Below are 16,495 nucleotides of genomic sequence, written 5' to 3'. Positions count from 1 at the left end.
CATTCCCTCCGCTTTGTTCCTTGAGTTGGCGCTTTACACAAAGGCCGTTGTCCGCTTTTAGTCAATCGACCAATTAACTGACAACCCCCGTGGAGGAAACGATGTTCTCTGATCAGCTTCTTGCCGGGCGGCGCATACTGGTAACCGGTGGTGGCACCGGCCTTGGCAAGGCCATGGCTTCGCGGTTCCTGCAGCTCGGGGCTGAGGTGCATATCTGCGGCCGCCGCAAGAGCGTTTGCGACGAAACCGCCACCGAGCTGATGGCCGAGCATGGCGGACGCGTGGTCAGCCACGGCGTCGATATCCGCAACGCGATGGCGGTCGACGAGATGATCGAGGCGATCTGGACCACCAGCGGTCCGCTCACCGATCTCATCAACAACGCCGCCGGTAATTTCATCTCGCGCTCGGAAGAGCTCTCCGCGCGCGGGTTTGATGCAGTGGCCAACATCGTGATGCACGGCACGTTTTATGTGACGCACGCAGTGGGCCGGCGCTGGATCGCCGGCGGGCATCGCGGCAACGTGGTGTCGATCACCGTGACCTGGGTGCGCAACGGCTCGCCCTACGTGGTGCCATCGGCGATGAGCAAGTCGGCGATCCATGCCATGACCATGTCGCTCGCGATCGAATGGGGCCGCCACGGCATCCGCCTCAACACCATCGCGCCGGGCGAGATCCCGACCGAGGGCATGAGCAAGCGCATCAAGCCCGGCGACGAGGCCGGCGCGCGCACCAAGGCGATGAACCCGATGGGCCGCGTCGGTACCATGGACGAGTTGCAGAACCTCGCCGTGTTCCTGATCTCCGGCGGCTGCGATTGGATCAACGGCGAGACCATTGCCATGGACGGCGCGCAGGCGCTCGCGATGGGCGGCAATTTCTACCAACTCCGCGACTGGAGCGACGACGACTGGACCAAGGCGCGCGACTCGATCAAGGCGCAGAACGAGAAGGATCGCGCGGCGCGGGGCTGAAGCCCGCGCTTGCGCCTCAACCACCACTGTCGTCCCGGCGAAGGCCGGGACCCATAACCACCGCTCTCTGCGGCGGCGCACGCTGTGGCCCCAGCGTCGCGCCAAACCAACATTTGTGGCAATGGGTCCCGGCCTCCGCCGGGACGACGATGTTGAAACATCGCGGCCACTTCCCCCGTATTGTCTTTGCTGCCGGATGCCGCCACACTCTGCGCAACCAAAATAAGACGTCACGGGGGAAACATGTCCGACGCGCCGAAACTGAGCAACCTTGCCGACATGGTGCGAGACCGCGCCAGGAGCCGCGGCGATGCGCTGGCCTATGAGTTCGAGGGCCGGCAGACCAGCTTCGCCGAATTCGACGTCAAGACCAACCGCGTCGCCAACGCCCTGATCGAGATGGGTATCAAGAAAGGCGAGCGCATCGCCTATCTCGGCAAGAACAGCGACTTCTATTTTGAATTGCTGATGGGCGCGATGAAGGCCGGCGTGGTGATGGCGCCGGTGAACTGGCGGCTCGCAGGCCCCGAGGTCGCCTTCATCGTCGAGGACTGCAAGGCTCCTATCCTGTTCGTCGGTCCCGAGTTCATTACGCAGGCGCGCAACATCAGGGACAAACTGCCGAGCGTCCGCACCATCATCACGACCGAGGGCGGCGCGCCGGAATGGCCCGACTATCTCGCCTGGCGCGACGCGCAGAGCGGCGACGACCCACGCATTGCGATCGAGCCGAAGGATATCGCGATCCAGCTCTACACCTCGGGCACGACCGGCAAGCCGAAGGGCGCGATGCTGTCGCACGCCAACTTCCTCAATCTGGTGCAGAGCGGCAACGAGGCCGAGAAGCCGGAATGGAACCGGTGGACCACCGACGACGTTTCGCTGGTCGCGATGCCGATCTTCCACATCGGCGGCTCCGGCTGGGGCGTGATGGGGCTCTATCACGGCGCCCGCGGCGTGATCGCCCGCGAGTTCGACCCGACCAAGGTGCTCGACTTCTTCGAGCAGTCCGGCATCACAAAGCTGTTCATGGTGCCGGCCGCGATGCAGTTCGTGGTGCGGCAGCCGCGCGCGCAGCAGGTCGACTTCTCGCGCCTGAAATACATGCTCTACGGCGCTTCCCCGATCCCGGCGGCGCTGCTGAAGGAGTGCATCGAGGTCTTCAAATGCGGCTTCGTGCAGATGTACGGCATGACCGAGACCACCGGCACCATTGTCGCGCTGCCGCCGGAGGATCACATCGAGGGGCTCGACCGCATGCGTTCCGCCGGCAAGGCGCTGCCCGGCATCGAGCTTGCGATCCTCGATCCGGACGGCAAGCCGCTGCCGCCGGGCGAAGTCGGCGAGATCGCCACCCGCTCCGGCTCCAACATGGCCGGCTACTGGAATCTGCCCGAGGCCACCGCGCGCACGATCGATAGCGACGGCTGGCTGCGCACCGGCGATGCCGGCTACATGGACCGTGACGGCTATCTCTACATCCACGACCGCATCAAGGACATGATCATCTCCGGCGGCGAGAACATCTATCCGGCCGAAGTCGAGAGCGCGCTGTGCGATCACCCTGACGTCGCGGAAGCCGCTGTGATCGGCATTCCCGACGACAAATGGGGCGAGGCGGTCAAGGCGGTGGTGGTGATGAAGCCGGGCAAGAGCGCGACGGCGACCGACATCATCAACTTCACCCGCGAACGGATCGCGGGCTACAAGACGCCGAAATCGGTCGACTTCATCCCGGCGCTGCCGCGCAACCCGTCGGGCAAGATCCTGCGGCGAAGCCTGCGTGAACCGTATTGGGTGGGCAAGGACCGGCAGGTGAACTAGCCCTCTCTGTCGTCCCGGCCAAGCGAAGCGCGAGCCGGGACCCATAACCACCGTTGTTCGCGGTGGTAACACGCTGGGGCCACATCTCGTTCAACCAATAGCCGACTGTGGTTATGGGTCCCTGCTTTCTTTCGCAGGGACGACGCTGGTGAGACAAGCGTCCATCACGTCTTCTTCATCCTCTCGCGCAAGACCCGCCAGCGCTCCTGCGCCTCTTTCGGCCAGACCTCTCTCCTATCGTAATACTCGGCGAACACTTTTGCGCCAGCGGGGAACGTCACCCAGGGCTGCTTCGACGACGTGAAGATGTGGACATCGGGCGGGCACTGGTTCGGATCATCCAGCGTGCCGACGCGGACGAAGCGCACCGCCGGTCCCGAGCCCGGATAATTGCTCCAGACCGCGACCTTGCAGCGCGGGCAGCGGGCGATCTTCTGCCCCTTGCCGCTCGCCGACGGCGTGTCCACGATCTCGGGCTCGGCTGCGATGTGCTCGACCCGCTCGGCCTCGTACATCGCGTTGAGCGCATGCACGGTGCCGGTCTCGCGCTGGCACCAGGTGCAGTGACAGGCGTGCACGATCAGCGGCCTGCCAGTGAGGCGGTAGCGGACGTTTCTGCAGGTGCATCCACCTTCCATGTCGTGCCACCTCCCCGGCTGGAGTTCCGTTCCGAGGAATCGGAACGGAACTCCAGATTCATTTTTGACGCGTTTTCTTCACGCGAACCGGTATCCACTTCGCTCGAAAACGCTCTGGCGTCTCAATGCTTGCCGGCGCCCATGTAGCCGAACAGGAAGCCCGCCACCTTGCGCTTCTGGATCTCCTCGCTGCCTTCGGTGATGCGATAGCGGCGGTGGTGACGATAGATGTGCTCGAACGGCTTGTGGCGCGAATAGCCCATGCCGCCATGCACCTGCATCGCGCGGTCGGCGGCCTCGCAGCACAGACGGTTTGCCCAGAAATTGCACATCGAGACTCGGTCCGACAGCGTGTGCTCGACCTGCGCCTGGGTCAGTTGATCCATCTCCCAGGCGGTCTTGCGGATCAACAGCCGCAGCATCTCGGCCTGGGTCGCGAGCTCGACCAGCGGCCACTGGATCGCCTGGTTCTCCGCCAGCGCCTTGCCGAACGGCTTGCGCTCGCGGGCATACTTCACGCTCTCGTTGATGCAATAGACCGCAGCGCCGAGCGAGCTCGCCGCCTGGCGGATGCGGTTCTCATGCACGAAGCATTGCGCCAGCGACAGGCCGCGGCCAACCTCGCCGAACTGCGCATCCTCGGGCACGAACACGTCGGTGAAGCTGACCCGCGGATGATCGGTCGGCATGTTGAAGGTCCACATATACTCTTCGACCTTCACACCCGGCGATTTCGCCGGCACCAGGAAGCAGCTGATGCCGCGCGCGTCGCCGTCATTGCCGGAGGTGCGGGCAAACAGCGCGCAATGGGTCGCGACATGCATGCCGGTGGTCCACATCTTCTCGCCGTTGATGATCCAGCCCTTGACGTTGTCACGCGTCGCCGGCACCGCCCTGGTTTCCATATGCGTTGCATCGGAACCGTGCTCGGGCTCCGTGAGACCGAACGTGATGCGGTACTTGCCGGTGATCGAGCCGTCGATCATCGCCTTCTGCTCGTCGGTTCCATAGCGGTCGAGCATGGTCACGATGGGCAGATTGCCGACGATCGAGTGCTCATTCTGCAGATCGTTGTGCAGGCCGAGACCCTTTGAGGCAAAATGTTCGCGGATCACAGCCATCCAGAGGTTGGAGCCGTCCTTGCCGCCGTAACGCTTCGGGATCGCGAAGCGCAGATGACCCGCGGCGTCGGCCAGGTTCTTGACCTTGCGCAGCAAGAGCTCCCATTCACGGCGCGGCAGGCCGCCCTTGTCGAAATCGGTGCGCGCCCATTCGCGGCGATGATCGAAGAAGCGGATGTTGTCGTCAGCCGCTTCCAGCGGCTTGATCTCGCGTTCGATGAAGCGATCGAGCTCGGCGAGATAGGCTGTCAGGTCGGCCGGCAGATTGAAATCCAAGGCGGTCTCTCCCGAAGATATTGTTGATTCTGGTTTTGCGTTTAGGCGCTATCGCGCATCCGCAGTCGAACCGATTAAGGTGAGAAGCACGCGGCCAAGTCAAGCAGGCCGATGAGGCTTGCGCGCGCGGTCGCGTTGCGTAATTGGATGGCGCGGAACGAGCCGCAGGCGGTAGGATATCAGCCATATTCTTCGCCGCAGAAAATCGACGGGAGCAAACATGGATCTGAAATTCTCCAAGGTGACGCGCAAGGGTCCCATCACCATCGTGACGCTGTCGCGGCCCGAGGTTTACAATGCGCTGCATATCGACGCGCATTTCGAGCTCAACAAGGTGTTCGACGACTTCTCCGCCGATCCCGAGCAGTGGGTCGCGATCGTCACCGGCGCCGGCGACAAGGCGTTCTGCGCCGGCAACGACCTGAAATGGCAGGCCGCGGGCGGCAAGCGCGGCTGGGACAAGGGCGGCTTTGCCGGGCTCACCACCCGCTTCGACTGCGACAAGCCGATCATCGCCGCCGTCAACGGCGTCGCGATGGGCGGCGGGTTCGAGGTCGCGCTGGCCTGCGACCTGATCATTGCCTCGGAGAACGCGACCTTCGCCCTGCCCGAGCCGCGCGTCGGCCTCGCGGCGCTCGCCGGCGGCCTGCAACGGCTACCGCGCCAGATCGGGCTGAAGCGCGCCATGGGCATGATCCTGACCGCGCGCCATGTCAGCGCCAAGGAAGGGCTCGAGCTCGGCTTCGTCAACGAGGTGGTGCCGCATGGCGAGGCGCTGGCCGCAGCCGAGCGCTGGGCCGAGACCATCGCCAAGAACTCGCCGATGTCGATCCGCGCCTCCAAGCAGGCGATCCAGAAGGGCCTCGAAGTCTCGCTCGAGCAGGCGCTCGCCGAGCAGCGCGAATATCCGGCGGTGAAGGCGATGGCCGCTTCGCAGGATTACATCGAGGGCCCGAAGGCGTTCTCGGAGAAGCGCCCGCCGAAGTGGCTGGGGCGGTAGCAACAACCTTCCTTCACCCGTCATTCCGGGCTCGCCGCTTTGCGGCGCCCCGGAATGACAGCTTGTAGGATGGATAGAGCGAAGCTCTCTACCCATCCTACGTATTCCCCAACTCCCTCTTGTACGACGCGTAGTTCGGCTGATCGACGGCGAGCTTGTCCATCGTGCTCTGCCAGAGATGCTCCGATAGCCCCGGCGTTGTCAGATCGACCTCGCCGCGTGCGATCTTCTCCGACAGCGCGCGGTTGAGCTCCATCAGCGTGCCGTCCGCGCCGAGCAGTTGCTTCAGCCGCGCGGCCTCGGTCGCATCATCCGCCTGGGCGAGCGCGAGCTGCCGCGTCACCAGATCGAGCGCGTTGATGCCAACGCGCAGCTTGAAGCTATTGTGCCCCTTGATTGCAGGCGCGATCTCGTTGCGCAGGAAATCGGCGACGGCCTTGATCAGTTCGGTGGGTGTCGGTTCATCCTGCATCTCAACGACCTCTCGGTACGAGTAACCTAAGCAGATCGATCTCGGTCTCCGACGCGCGCCGCCCGATCATCGCGCGCTCCATCGAGTGATCGGGGCCGGAGCGGAAGCGCTGCATCATGCCGCAGCACATCACGCCCCAGCGCAGCGTGCCCATCACTTCCCAGAACATCACGCGGTCGGGGTCGGCTTTGCGGCCGGCTTCTTCATAGCCCGCGAACAGGTCCTCGCGGGAGCCGAAGCCGCCGACCGGCTTGTCGATCTCGCCGAAGCGCCACGAATTGACGCAGATCCAGCCGAGATCCTCCATCGGATCGCCGGTATGCGCGAGCTCCCAGTCGAGCACCGCGCGCACCCCGTCGGGGCCGACGATCAGATTGCCGTGACGGAAATCGCCGTGCACCAGCGTCACCTCGGACGACGGACCGGGATCGTGATCGCGCAGCCAGCGCAGCGCCAGTTCGAACACCGGCCGCGGCCAGTTGAAGCTGTGATATTCACGGGCGAGATCCTCGATCTCCTTGGTCGCCGTCAGGCTGCGCAGCTGCGGCAGTTTTGCCTGTGGCAGGCCATGAATGCCGGCGATGACGCGGCCGAGCTGGCGGGCCAGGATCGGCCGCGCCTTGGCAAATTCCTCGTCGCGCAAAATCTTGCGCGCGATGGTCTCGCCTTCGACCCGCGCCATGATGAAGCCGCGGCCGAGGCCGTCCTCCGGGCTCAAGACATGCATCACCTTCGGCGACGGCAGGCCCGCGTCATGCGCGAGCTGCATCAGCGTCGCCTCGGCATCTAGGCCGGCGGCGCGGCCGGGCGCGGCACCGTAGCCCGGCGGCGCGCGGCGCAGGATCGCGCCGACATTGCCGTTCGGGTGCACGATGTCGAACGTCCAGGTCTCCTGGCTGGCGCCGCCGGATAGTTTTGCGGCGCCGGTGACGCCGGTCGCGCCAGGATGAAACGAGGCGACGCAGCGGGTGAGCTCGGTCTCGATCATTTGCCCTTGAACTTCGCCGGCCGCTTCTCGAGGAACGCGGTGACACCTTCCTTGAAATCCTCGGCACCACCCGCGATCCGCTGCGACTCGAATTCCTGGTTGAGCTGCTCCTCGAACGAATTCTCCGGGCTGTCCCAATACAGTTTTCTGATCAGCGACAGCGCGACCGTCGGGCCATTGGCCAGATCGTGCGCCAGCTTCATGGTCTCCTCCATCAGCGCGCCGTCGTCATAGACGCGGTTGACGAGGCCCCATTCCAGCGCCTTCTCGGCCGGCAGCCGCTCGCCGAGCAGCGACAGCTCGACCGAGCGCGCCTTGCCGATCAGCCGCGGCAGCAGCCAGGTCGAGCCGCAATCCGGCACCAGGCCGATGCGGCGGAACGCCTGCAGGAAATAGGACGAGCGCGCGCACAGAATGAGGTCGCCCATCAATGCGAAGCTCATGCCGGCGCCGGCGGCCGGGCCGTTCACCGCCGTCACGATCGGACAGTGCAGCTTACGCAATCGGCGCAGGAACGGGTGGAACGCGGTCTCCAGCGCCGCGCCGGCGTTGCTCTTGCCGGGCTTCTGCTGCTGGTTGCGGCCCTGCAGATTAGCGCCGGTGCAGAAGGCCCTGCCCGCGCCCGTGATCACCAGGCAGCGCACCTCGTCGCGCCTGTCGTCGATCGCATCGAGCGCCTCGGCAAGGCCGCCCAGCATGTCGATCGAGACCGCGTTCATGACTTCCTGATGGTCGAGTTTGAGGATCGCGACCGATCCGTCGAAGTCGAGCGTGACGTGCTTGAACTGCATGGTTTCCTCTTTACGTTGTCGCGGCGGTTGGTACCGCGGTAGGTCGATGCTTCGACCCATATTTGATTTTTGTGCCGGGCTTGTCCATGGTCGGCGGCAAGCCCATCCGTGAACGCGTGATTAGCGCGCACCAAACCAAATGGAAACCCCAATGAGTGGCATCTTCGATCTCACCGGCCGCGTCGCTGTCATCACCGGCGGCAATGGCGGTATCGGCCTCGGCATCGCGCAGGCGTTGAACGCCGCCGGCTGCAACGTCGCGATCTGGGGCCGCAACGCGGAAAAAAACGCCAACGCCGCGGCCTCGATGAAGGCCGCGCCCGGCAAGGTCGCAACCCAATTCTGCGACGTCACCGATCCCGGCTCGGTCAAGACCGCGATGAAGGCGACGCTCGACACCTTCGGCCGCGTCGACGGCTGCTTCGCCAATGCCGGCATCGGCGGCGGCGGACGCCGCTCCTTCATCGACCGTACCGAGGAGGAATGGCGCAGGATGTTCGCGACCAATCTCGACGGCGTGTTTCACGTATTCCAGGCTGCGGCACGCCACATGACCGAGCGCGCCGAGGCCGGCGACAAGTTCGGCCGGCTGGTCGCGACCTCGAGCCTCGCCTCGCTGTTCGGCACCGCGCGCAACGAGCACTATGCCGGCACCAAGGCCGCGCTGAACGCGCTGTGCCGCGCGCTCGGCGTCGAGCTCGCCCGCCACGGCGTCACCGCGAATGCAATCCTGCCCGGCTGGATCAAGAGCGACATGACCGCCGGCATCATGGCCAACGACAAGTTCGTCGCCAATGTGATGCCGCGCATCCCGGTACGCCGCTTCGGCGAGCCGAGCGATTTCGGCGGCATCGCCGTCTACCTCATGAGCAAGGCGTCGTCCTATCATACGGCGGATTGCTTCGTGATCGACGGCGGGTACACCGCGTTCTAGCCTGACTCTTGCCGCATCACCGGTGTCGTCCCTGCGAATGCAGGGACCGATAACCACAGGACGCCGTTGTTGAAGCAAGCTGGCCACAGCGTCGTAACGCAATGAGCAACGGTAGTTATGGGTCCCGGGTCGCGCGGAGCCTGTCATCGGGCGGCGCTTCGCGCCGACCCGTTGGCTTGCCCGGGACGACATCGAATATGTGGTGCCAGATTGAATCATAATCCGCATCCTCGCGGCGCTGGCGCGTTCGAGTCTTGCGTTAACTTGCTCCTCTGATTGAACAGAGGGCGCAGGGAATGCCGGGTGCCGATCGCACCCATGGGCCCCGAGCAAAAGGTGGATGAATGGATTCCGGGCTCGTGCTTCGCACGCCCCGGAATGACGAAAGGAGAGTGCGCGGCGCGACGCAGCGTCGCTTCCGTCGCGGCAAAACTGCTGCTAAGCGTTCGAGCGGCAAGCACGCGACAAAGCGGCTTTGGTCAACGACAGGGAGGATATTTCAGATGTTTTCACACGTGATGGTTGGCACCAACGATCTGGACAAGACCAAGGCGTTTTATGATGCGCTGCTGGGCACGCTCGATGTCCGGCCGGCCCGGGTCGACGGTCACCGCATCATGTATCTCACCAAGGCCGGCATTTTCATGGTTTCCAAACCGATCAACGGCGAACCGGCGACCCACGCCAATGGCGGCACGATCGGCTTCGCCTGCTCTTCGCCGGAGCAGGTCCACGCCTGGCACGCGGCCGGCATCGCCAATGGCGGCAAGACCTGCGAGGACCCGCCGGGCGTGCGCGAGGGTAACGGCATCAAGCTCTACCTCGCCTATTTGCGTGACCTCGACGGCAACAAGATCTGCGCCATGCACCGGATGACCTAGCCGGCGTGCGCTGACTCTTTCACGCTGTACGCGGCGGCGTTCAAACAACGTTTGAAACGCCGTCGCGATATTCCGCGATGCGGTAGAGATGATCGGAAAATCGGTACTCGCGCTTCGCGCCGCACGCGTTTATTGTCCGCCGCGAAACGCGCCTTCGCGACGGGAGAAACGACAATGAAGCATGCCTATGTGCCGCGCACGACGAACTACACGCTCAATCCGGGCGACGAGCTCAACGACCTCCGCATGTCGGAGAAGGTCCGCCCGCTCTACGACCATGTGAAGCAGTTCATCCGCGACACGGTCGACCCGATGTCGGTCGAGTTCTATCGCGCCGGCGAGAAGAAGACCGACCGCTGGAGCTTCACGGACCAACAGCTCGCGATCCTGCAGAAGGCCAAGGACAAGGCGAAGGAGGTCGGTCTCTGGAACTTCTTCCTGCCCGACGCCGAAACCGGCGACGGCCTCAACAACCTCGACTACGCCTATATCGCCGCCGAGCTCGGCAAGAGCCCGCTGGCCTCCGAGACGATGAACTGCTCGGCGCCCGACACCGGCAACATGGAAGTGCTGGAGCGCGTCGGCACCAAGGCGCAGAAGGAGAGGTGGCTGAAGCCGCTGCTCAACGGCGAGATCCGCTCGGCCTATGCGATGACCGAGCCGAACGTCGCCTCCTCCGACGCCAAGAACATCTCGACCACCGCAAAGCTGGTCGGCGACGAGTGGGTGATCAACGGCGAGAAGTATTACATCTCGGGCGCCGGCGACCCGCGCTGCAAGATCATGATCGTGATGGTGAAGACCAATCCGGACGCGGCGCCGAGCAAGCAGCAGTCGCAGATCCTGGTGCCGATCGACACCCCCGGCGTCGAGATCCTGGGCCCGATGCACGTGTTCGGCCATGATCACGCGCCGCGCGGCCACATGCATCTGCGCTTCAACAATGTGAAGGTGCCGAAGGAGAACATGCTGCTCGGCGAAGGCCGCGGCTTCGAGATTTCGCAGGTCCGGCTCGGACCGGGCCGCATCCATCACTGCATGCGCACCATCGGCAAGGCCGAGAAGGCGCTCGACATGATGGTGCAGCGCGGCCTCACCCGCGAAGCGTTCGGCAAAAAGATCGCCCATCTCGGCGGCAACATGCAGATCATCGCCCAGGCGCGCTGCGAGATCGAAGCGATGCGCCTGATGGTGTTGAAGGCGGCCAAGGCGATGGACGTGCTCGGCAACAAGGAAGCCCGCGTCTGGGTCTCGATGGTCAAGGCCATGGTGCCCGAGCGCGCCTGCAAGGTGATCGACCAGGCAATCCAGATGCACGGCGCCACCGGCATCTCGCAATGGTCCCCGCTCGGCGAAATGTACCAGGACGTCCGCCATCTGCGCTTCGCCGACGGTCCGGACGAGGTGCACTGGATGGTGGTCGGCCGCCACGAACTGAGCATGACGTAAGCTTGTCGTCTCCTCCCCGCGTGCGGGGAGGCGAACAAGCGGAAGGGCGGGTTAGCGCAAGCGTAACCCGCCTTTTGCCTTCTTGTCCGCTCGCGGCGGGTTACGCTTCGCTAGCCCGCCCCACGTTTTCGGACACCCCATGGAATATTCCCCAAGCGACCTCAGCCAGCGCGAACGCTACAAGGTGCTGACCTCCTTCGTGCTGCCGCGGCCGATCGCCTGGGTGACGAGCCTGGGCGCGGACGGCGTGGTCAACGCGGCGCCGTTCTCGTTCTTCAACGTGTTCTGCGAGGACCCGCCGCTCTGCATGTTCGCGGTCAACCGAAGGCCGGACGGTCGCGAGAAGGACACGCTGGTCAATATCCAGCGCCTGGGCGAGTTCGTGGTCAACCTCACCGACGAGCCGCTGGCGCGTGCGATGCACGAGACTTCGGGCGATTTCCCGCCCGAGATCGGCGAGCCCGACTATCTCGGCCTGAAGCTCGCGCCCTCCAGCAGGATCGCGGTGCCCCGGCTTGCCGACGCGCCGTTCGCGATGGAGTGCAAGACCTGGAAGCTGATCGACGTCAACGGCGACCGCCAGCTGATCATGGGCGAAGGCATCCACTTCCACATCCGCGACGAATTGTGGGATCGTGAAGCGATGCGCGTCCATATGGAGCGCTACCACCCGATCGGCCGCATGTTCGCCGACCGCTACTGCCGCACCGACGACCGCGTGGTGTTTCCCGCGGCCGAGGGCGCAAAGAAGAAATAGGACAAGACAATGAGCGAAGCATTCCACGACAACCCGGCACAGAGCCGGTTCGAACTCGCCGTCGATGGCGCCACCGCCTTCGTGGTCTACCGCAAGACGCCGGATACGATCACGCTGGTTCACACCGAGGTGCCGGCGGAGCTCGGCGGCCGCGGCATCGGCTCAATACTCGCCCGCGCGACGCTCGACGCCGTCCGCGCGCAGAACATCAAGCTCGTCGTGAAATGCGAATTCATCCAGGGCTTCATGAAGAAGCATCCGGAGTACGACGATCTACTCGGGTGAAGCACGGACGCGTAGGGCGGGTTAGCCGAAGGCGTAACCCGCCGACCCGTCCGCGCATGATGGCGGATTACGCCTTCGGCTAATCCGCCCTACGCAGCTACGCAAATTACGACGCCGCCTGCTCGCCGATCTTGTCCTGCGTCCTGGTCTCGAAATCGCTGGCGTCATGCCGCTCGTGGAGCTGGCTCGACGGCTCGCCCCAGGTGCGGTTGACCATGCGGCCGCGCTTCACCGCGGGCCGTGCCGCGATTGCGTCGGTCCAGCGCTGCACGTTTTTGTAATCCTGCACCGAGAGGAATTCACCGCCGCCGTAGAGCAGGCCCTTGGCGAGGCTGCCGTACCACGGCCACACCGCCATGTCGGCGATGGTGTAGACGTCGCCCGCAAGATATTCGTTGTCGGCGAGGCGGCGGTCGAGCACGTCGAGCTGGCGCTTGACCTCCATCGCAAAGCGATCGATGGCGTATTCGATCTTGGTCGGCGCATAGGCATAGAAATGCCCGAAGCCGCCGCCGAGATAGGGCGCCGAGCCCATCTGCCAGAACAGCCAGGAGAAGGTTTCGGCGCGGCTCTTGACCTCGGTCGGCAGGAACGCGCCGAACTTTTCCGCGAGATAGACCAGGATCGAGCCCGACTCGAATACCCTGATCGGCTCCGGTCCGCTGCGGTCCATCAGTGCCGGAATCTTCGAATTCGGATTGACCGCAACGAAGCCGCTACCGAACTGGTTGCCGTCGATCTTGATCAGCCAGGCGTCGTATTCTGCGCCCTTGTGACCCGCCGCCAGCAGCTCCTCCAGCATCACGGTGACCTTGACGCCGTTCGGCGTCGCCAGCGAGTAGAGTTGCAGCGGATGACGGCCGACCGGCAATTCCTTGTCATGGGTGGGGCCGGCGATCGGCCGGTTGATGCTGGCGAAGCGCCCGCCGCTCTCCTTGTTCCAGGTCCAGACTTTCGGCGGCTCGTAGGCAGAGGTGTCAGTCACGTCGTTGGCTCCCGGTTTACGTTTTTCCAAAGGCTGGGCCGGCGACCGTCGTGCCCATCCGCATGCTCGCACTAGATGGTGGGCGCGCTCGGCTTTGCCCAGCCCGTACTCTCGCATTTTCTACCTTGCGGAATGCATCGCGAGGGATGCTGCCAGAGCAGCGCCTGCACGCAAGATCGCCGTAGTGGAAACCAGCTTGGCTTGACCATCCATGATGCGCTAGCGTCGCGGAAGCCTGATGCCAACAAGCACAAAAAACGGCTGCCGGGAGAAAACCGACCCATGAAATCACCGATCTGCGACATGCTGGGAATTGAATTCCCCCTGCTCGCTTTCAGCCATTGCCGCGACGTGGTGGCGGCGGTCAGCCGCGCCGGCGGCTTCGGCGTATTCGGCGCGACCCGGTATCTGCCGGAGACGCTGGAGCAGGAATTGAAATGGATCGACGATCACGTCGACGGCAAGCCCTACGGCATCGACGTGCTGATCCCCGAAAACATCTCGACCGCGGGTGAGAAGAACGTCACCTGGAAGAGCCTTGAAAAACGCGTCTCCCAGGAGCATCGCGATTTCACCCGCAATCTCCTCAAGAAATACAACATCGAGCTCACGACGCAGAGTGTCGCCGACAACCAGCCGCAGCCGTTCGATGCCGAGACCGCGCTGCAATTGCTCGAGGTCTCGTTCCGCCATCCGATCCGGCTGATCGCGAACGCGCTCGGCGTGCCGCCGAAGGCGATGATCGAGATGGGCCGCAAGCACGGCGTGCCGGTGGCGGCGCTGGTCGGCTCCAAAGAACATGCACTGCGTCAGGTCGCGGCCGGCGTCGACATTCTGGTTGCGCAGGGCACCGAGGCCGGCGGCCACTGCGGCGAGGTCTCGACCTTGGTGCTGGTGCCCGAGGTGATCAAGGCGGTCAGGAAGATTCGCGACGTGCCGGTGCTCGCTGCCGGCGGCATCATGACCGGCAGCCAGATGGCGGCCTGTATGGCGATGGGCGCGGCCGGCGCCTGGACCGGCTCGATTTGGCTTGCGACAGTGGAGTCGGAGACCTCGGAGATCTTCCGCGAGAAGATGATCGCGGCATCCTCGCGCGATGCCATCCGCTCGAAGGGCCGCACTGGCAAACCGGCGCGGCAGCTCCGCTCGGTCTGGACCGACGCCTGGGACCGCTCGCCGGACAGCCCCGGCGCGCTGCCGATGCCGCTGCAAAGCATCATCAGCCGCGACGCCTTCAACGCCATCGACCGCGCGGCTGCGGCAGGCAACGAGAAGGCGCGCGATCTCGTCAGCTATTTCGTCGGCCAGGGCGTCGGCCTGGTCGACAGCGTCAAGTCCGCCGGCGCCGTGGTGCAGGAGTTCAAGGAAGATTTCGTCGAAGCCGTCGAGCACATGAACGCGCTGGTGGCGGAGTAGAATACGTGGCCCATCCTTCGAGGTTCGCCCAACGGCGCTGACGCGCCGCAGAGTTCGCACCTCAGGATGACGGTGTGCCCGCAGCGAGCGCAGCGAGCCTCGAAGGGCGGCGGCGTACCAAAGAAAGCAAAGCAAGAAGAAATGACCACATCTCATATCCCCGAAGACCGCATTCCCGTCATCGTCGGCGTCGGCGAGATCGTCGATCGTCCCAAGGACATCGCCGCCGGCCTCGAGCCGCTTACCCTGCTGGAAGAGGCGCTGAAGCGCGCCGAGGCCGACAGCGGCGCAAAGCTGCTCTCCGATGTGCAGTCGCTCGACGTCGTCAACTTCCTGAGCTGGCGCTACCGCGATCCCGAGAAGCAGCTGGCGCAACGACTCGGCATTGCGCCGGCGCATCTCTACTACGGCCCGGTCGGCGGCGAGAGCCCGATCCGTTATCTGCACGAGGCGGCGCAGCGCATCGCGCGCGGCGAATGCAGCGTCGCCGCGGTCTGCGGCGCGGAGGCGCAGTCGACCGCGACCAAGGCGCAGCGCGCCGGCGTCGAATTGCCGTGGACGCCGTTCGCGCACGACGTGGAGGAGCCGAAGCGCGGCGCCGCATTCCAGAAGCCGCTTGCGGTTGCGCTCGGCGTGTTCCGGCCGATCACGGTCTATCCGCTCTATGAGTCCGCGACCTCAGCGCATTGGGGTCAGACGCCGCGCGAGGCGCTGAACGAGTCCGGCGAGTTGTGGTCGACTTATGCGCGCGTCGCCGCCGACAATCCGAACTCCTGGCTCAAGAAGCGCTTCAGCGGCGAGCAGATCACGACTGCGACGCCCGATAACCGGATGATCGCCTGGCCGTATACAAAACTGATGGTGGCGAACCCGACGGTGAACATGGGCGGCGCGCTGATCCTGACCAGCCTGGCGAAAGCGCGCGCCGCCGGCGTGCCCGAGGACAAACTGATCTATCCGCTCGGGGGCGCCTCGGCCGAAGAGCCGCGCGACTATCTGATCCGCGACCAGTTCGTCGAGAGCCACGCGCAGAATGCGGTGCTGAAGGCGGTGATGGACCTCGTCGGCGGCGACGGCAGGAAGTTCGACGCGATCGAGCTCTATAGCTGCTTCCCCTGCGTGCCGAAGATGGCGCGCCGGACGCTCGGCTTGGGCGTCGACGTGCAGCCGACCGTGACCGGCGGTCTGACGTTCTTCGGCGCGCCGCTGAACACCTACATGACGCATTCGGCCTGCGCGATGGTGCGCAAGCTGCGCAGCGGCGGCACACTCGGCCTGCTCTATGGCCAGGGCGGCTTCGTCACCAAGCACCATGGCCTCGTGCTGTCGCGCGCCGCGCCGACGGCGGCACTCAAGCAGGAGACCAGCGTGCAGACGGAGGCCGATCGCCACCGTCGCAACGTGCCTGATTTCACTGCGGAGGCGACAGGGAAAGGTAAGGTCGAGGCCTTCACCGTGATCTATCGCGCCAATGGCGAGGTCGAGCATGGCGTCACCATGCTGCGCACCGAGGACGGAAGGCGCACGCTCGGCCGCATCCCGGCAAGCGACACGGCGACGTTGACCTATCTGCAGAACCTCGACCGCACGCCGGTCGGCACCACGGGCGACATCGTCACCGCCGGCGACGGCGTGCGGGAATGGCGGGTAGCTTGAACCACCAATACCGTCATGCCCGGGCTTGACCCGGCCATCCACGTC

The 16,495-nt window shown here is 64.7% G+C and carries 16 protein-coding genes; 10 read left to right on the top strand and 6 right to left on the bottom strand.

Annotated elements, in window-relative coordinates:
- Window positions 1-101 precede the first annotated feature (101 nt).
- Together H8B02_RS01710 and H8B02_RS01705 are read left to right on the top strand one after the other, a co-directional pair.
- The gene (locus tag H8B02_RS01710) at window positions 102-977 is read left to right on the top strand and encodes an SDR family oxidoreductase (RefSeq protein WP_229164441.1); all 876 of its coding nucleotides are present in this window, start codon (window positions 102-104) and stop codon (window positions 975-977) included.
- Between the two features lie 243 nt (window positions 978-1,220).
- Window positions 1,221-2,801: a fatty acid--CoA ligase gene (locus tag H8B02_RS01705; RefSeq protein WP_229164439.1), complete on the top strand. Its 1,581-nt coding sequence runs from the start codon at window positions 1,221-1,223 to the stop codon at window positions 2,799-2,801.
- 164 nt (window positions 2,802-2,965) lie between these two features.
- On the opposite strand, the gene H8B02_RS01700 is transcribed toward H8B02_RS01705, so the two are convergent.
- Window positions 2,966-3,439, bottom strand: a complete 474-nt coding sequence (locus H8B02_RS01700; protein ID WP_229164436.1) for a GFA family protein — start codon at window positions 3,437-3,439, stop codon at window positions 2,966-2,968.
- Window positions 3,440-3,561: 122 nt separating this feature from the next.
- Window positions 3,562-4,836 carry an acyl-CoA dehydrogenase family protein gene (locus H8B02_RS01695; protein ID WP_229164434.1) on the bottom strand — a complete coding sequence of 425 codons (1,275 nt, stop codon included), beginning with the start codon at window positions 4,834-4,836 and terminating at the stop codon, window positions 3,562-3,564.
- A 220-nt stretch (window positions 4,837-5,056) separates the two neighbouring features.
- On the opposite strand from H8B02_RS01695, the gene H8B02_RS01690 reads away from it, so the two are divergent.
- Window positions 5,057-5,836, top strand: a complete 780-nt coding sequence (locus tag H8B02_RS01690; protein WP_229164432.1) for an enoyl-CoA hydratase-related protein — start codon at window positions 5,057-5,059, stop codon at window positions 5,834-5,836.
- 97 nt (window positions 5,837-5,933) lie between these two features.
- Here H8B02_RS01690 and H8B02_RS01685 read toward each other — a convergent pair whose 3' ends face one another.
- Genes H8B02_RS01685 through H8B02_RS01675 form a run of 3 tightly spaced genes read right to left on the bottom strand, consistent with a single transcriptional unit; the run spans window position 5,934 to window position 8,087 of the window.
- Entirely contained in the window at window positions 5,934-6,308 is a 375-nt protein-coding gene (locus tag H8B02_RS01685; protein WP_229164423.1) for a DUF6285 domain-containing protein, read from the bottom strand.
- Between the two features lies 1 nt (window position 6,309).
- Window positions 6,310-7,296, bottom strand: coding sequence for a phosphotransferase family protein (locus H8B02_RS01680; protein WP_229164421.1), 987 nt, complete (start codon window positions 7,294-7,296; stop codon window positions 6,310-6,312).
- On the bottom strand, window positions 7,293-8,087 hold the full coding sequence (locus H8B02_RS01675) for an enoyl-CoA hydratase/isomerase (protein WP_229164420.1): 795 nt from the start codon (window positions 8,085-8,087) through the stop codon (window positions 7,293-7,295). Before H8B02_RS01675 ends, H8B02_RS01680 begins: the two co-directional genes overlap by 4 nt.
- A 151-nt stretch (window positions 8,088-8,238) precedes the next feature.
- Between H8B02_RS01675 and H8B02_RS01670 the strand changes: the two genes are divergently transcribed.
- The 5 genes from H8B02_RS01670 (at window position 8,239) to H8B02_RS01650 (ending at window position 12,393) form a co-directional block, all read left to right on the top strand.
- Entirely contained in the window at window positions 8,239-9,021 is a 783-nt protein-coding gene (locus H8B02_RS01670; protein WP_229164419.1) for an SDR family NAD(P)-dependent oxidoreductase, read from the top strand.
- Window positions 9,022-9,524: 503 nt separating this feature from the next.
- Complete coding sequence (locus H8B02_RS01665; RefSeq protein ID WP_229164415.1) at window positions 9,525-9,902, top strand: VOC family protein; 378 nt, start codon at window positions 9,525-9,527, stop codon at window positions 9,900-9,902.
- Window positions 9,903-10,076: 174 nt separating this feature from the next.
- Window positions 10,077-11,351: an acyl-CoA dehydrogenase family protein gene (locus H8B02_RS01660; protein WP_229164414.1), complete on the top strand. Its 1,275-nt coding sequence runs from the start codon at window positions 10,077-10,079 to the stop codon at window positions 11,349-11,351.
- A gap of 139 nt (window positions 11,352-11,490) precedes the next feature.
- Entirely contained in the window at window positions 11,491-12,108 is a 618-nt protein-coding gene (locus H8B02_RS01655) for a flavin reductase family protein (RefSeq protein ID WP_229164413.1), read from the top strand.
- A gap of 9 nt (window positions 12,109-12,117) precedes the next feature.
- Window positions 12,118-12,393 carry a GNAT family N-acetyltransferase gene (locus tag H8B02_RS01650; RefSeq protein WP_229164412.1) on the top strand — a complete coding sequence of 92 codons (276 nt, stop codon included), beginning with the start codon at window positions 12,118-12,120 and terminating at the stop codon, window positions 12,391-12,393.
- A 106-nt stretch (window positions 12,394-12,499) separates the two neighbouring features.
- Here the strand turns inward: H8B02_RS01650 and yghU are convergent, their stop codons facing one another.
- Window positions 12,500-13,378 carry a glutathione-dependent disulfide-bond oxidoreductase gene (gene yghU / locus H8B02_RS01645; protein ID WP_229164411.1) on the bottom strand — a complete coding sequence of 293 codons (879 nt, stop codon included), beginning with the start codon at window positions 13,376-13,378 and terminating at the stop codon, window positions 12,500-12,502.
- A gap of 282 nt (window positions 13,379-13,660) precedes the next feature.
- Here yghU and H8B02_RS01640 point away from each other — a divergent pair, with 282 nt between their 5' ends.
- Together H8B02_RS01640 and H8B02_RS01635 are read left to right on the top strand one after the other, a co-directional pair.
- Window positions 13,661-14,794 carry a nitronate monooxygenase gene (locus H8B02_RS01640; RefSeq protein ID WP_229164409.1) on the top strand — a complete coding sequence of 378 codons (1,134 nt, stop codon included), beginning with the start codon at window positions 13,661-13,663 and terminating at the stop codon, window positions 14,792-14,794.
- Between the two features lie 141 nt (window positions 14,795-14,935).
- Window positions 14,936-16,450, top strand: a complete 1,515-nt coding sequence (locus tag H8B02_RS01635; RefSeq protein WP_229164405.1) for an acetyl-CoA acetyltransferase — start codon at window positions 14,936-14,938, stop codon at window positions 16,448-16,450.
- Window positions 16,451-16,495: the final 45 nt, after the last annotated feature.

It is taken from the genome of Bradyrhizobium altum, assembly GCF_020889705.1.
Classification (GTDB): domain Bacteria; phylum Pseudomonadota; class Alphaproteobacteria; order Rhizobiales; family Xanthobacteraceae; genus Bradyrhizobium; species Bradyrhizobium altum.
This window is presented reverse-complemented; position numbering and strand designations above follow the sequence as displayed.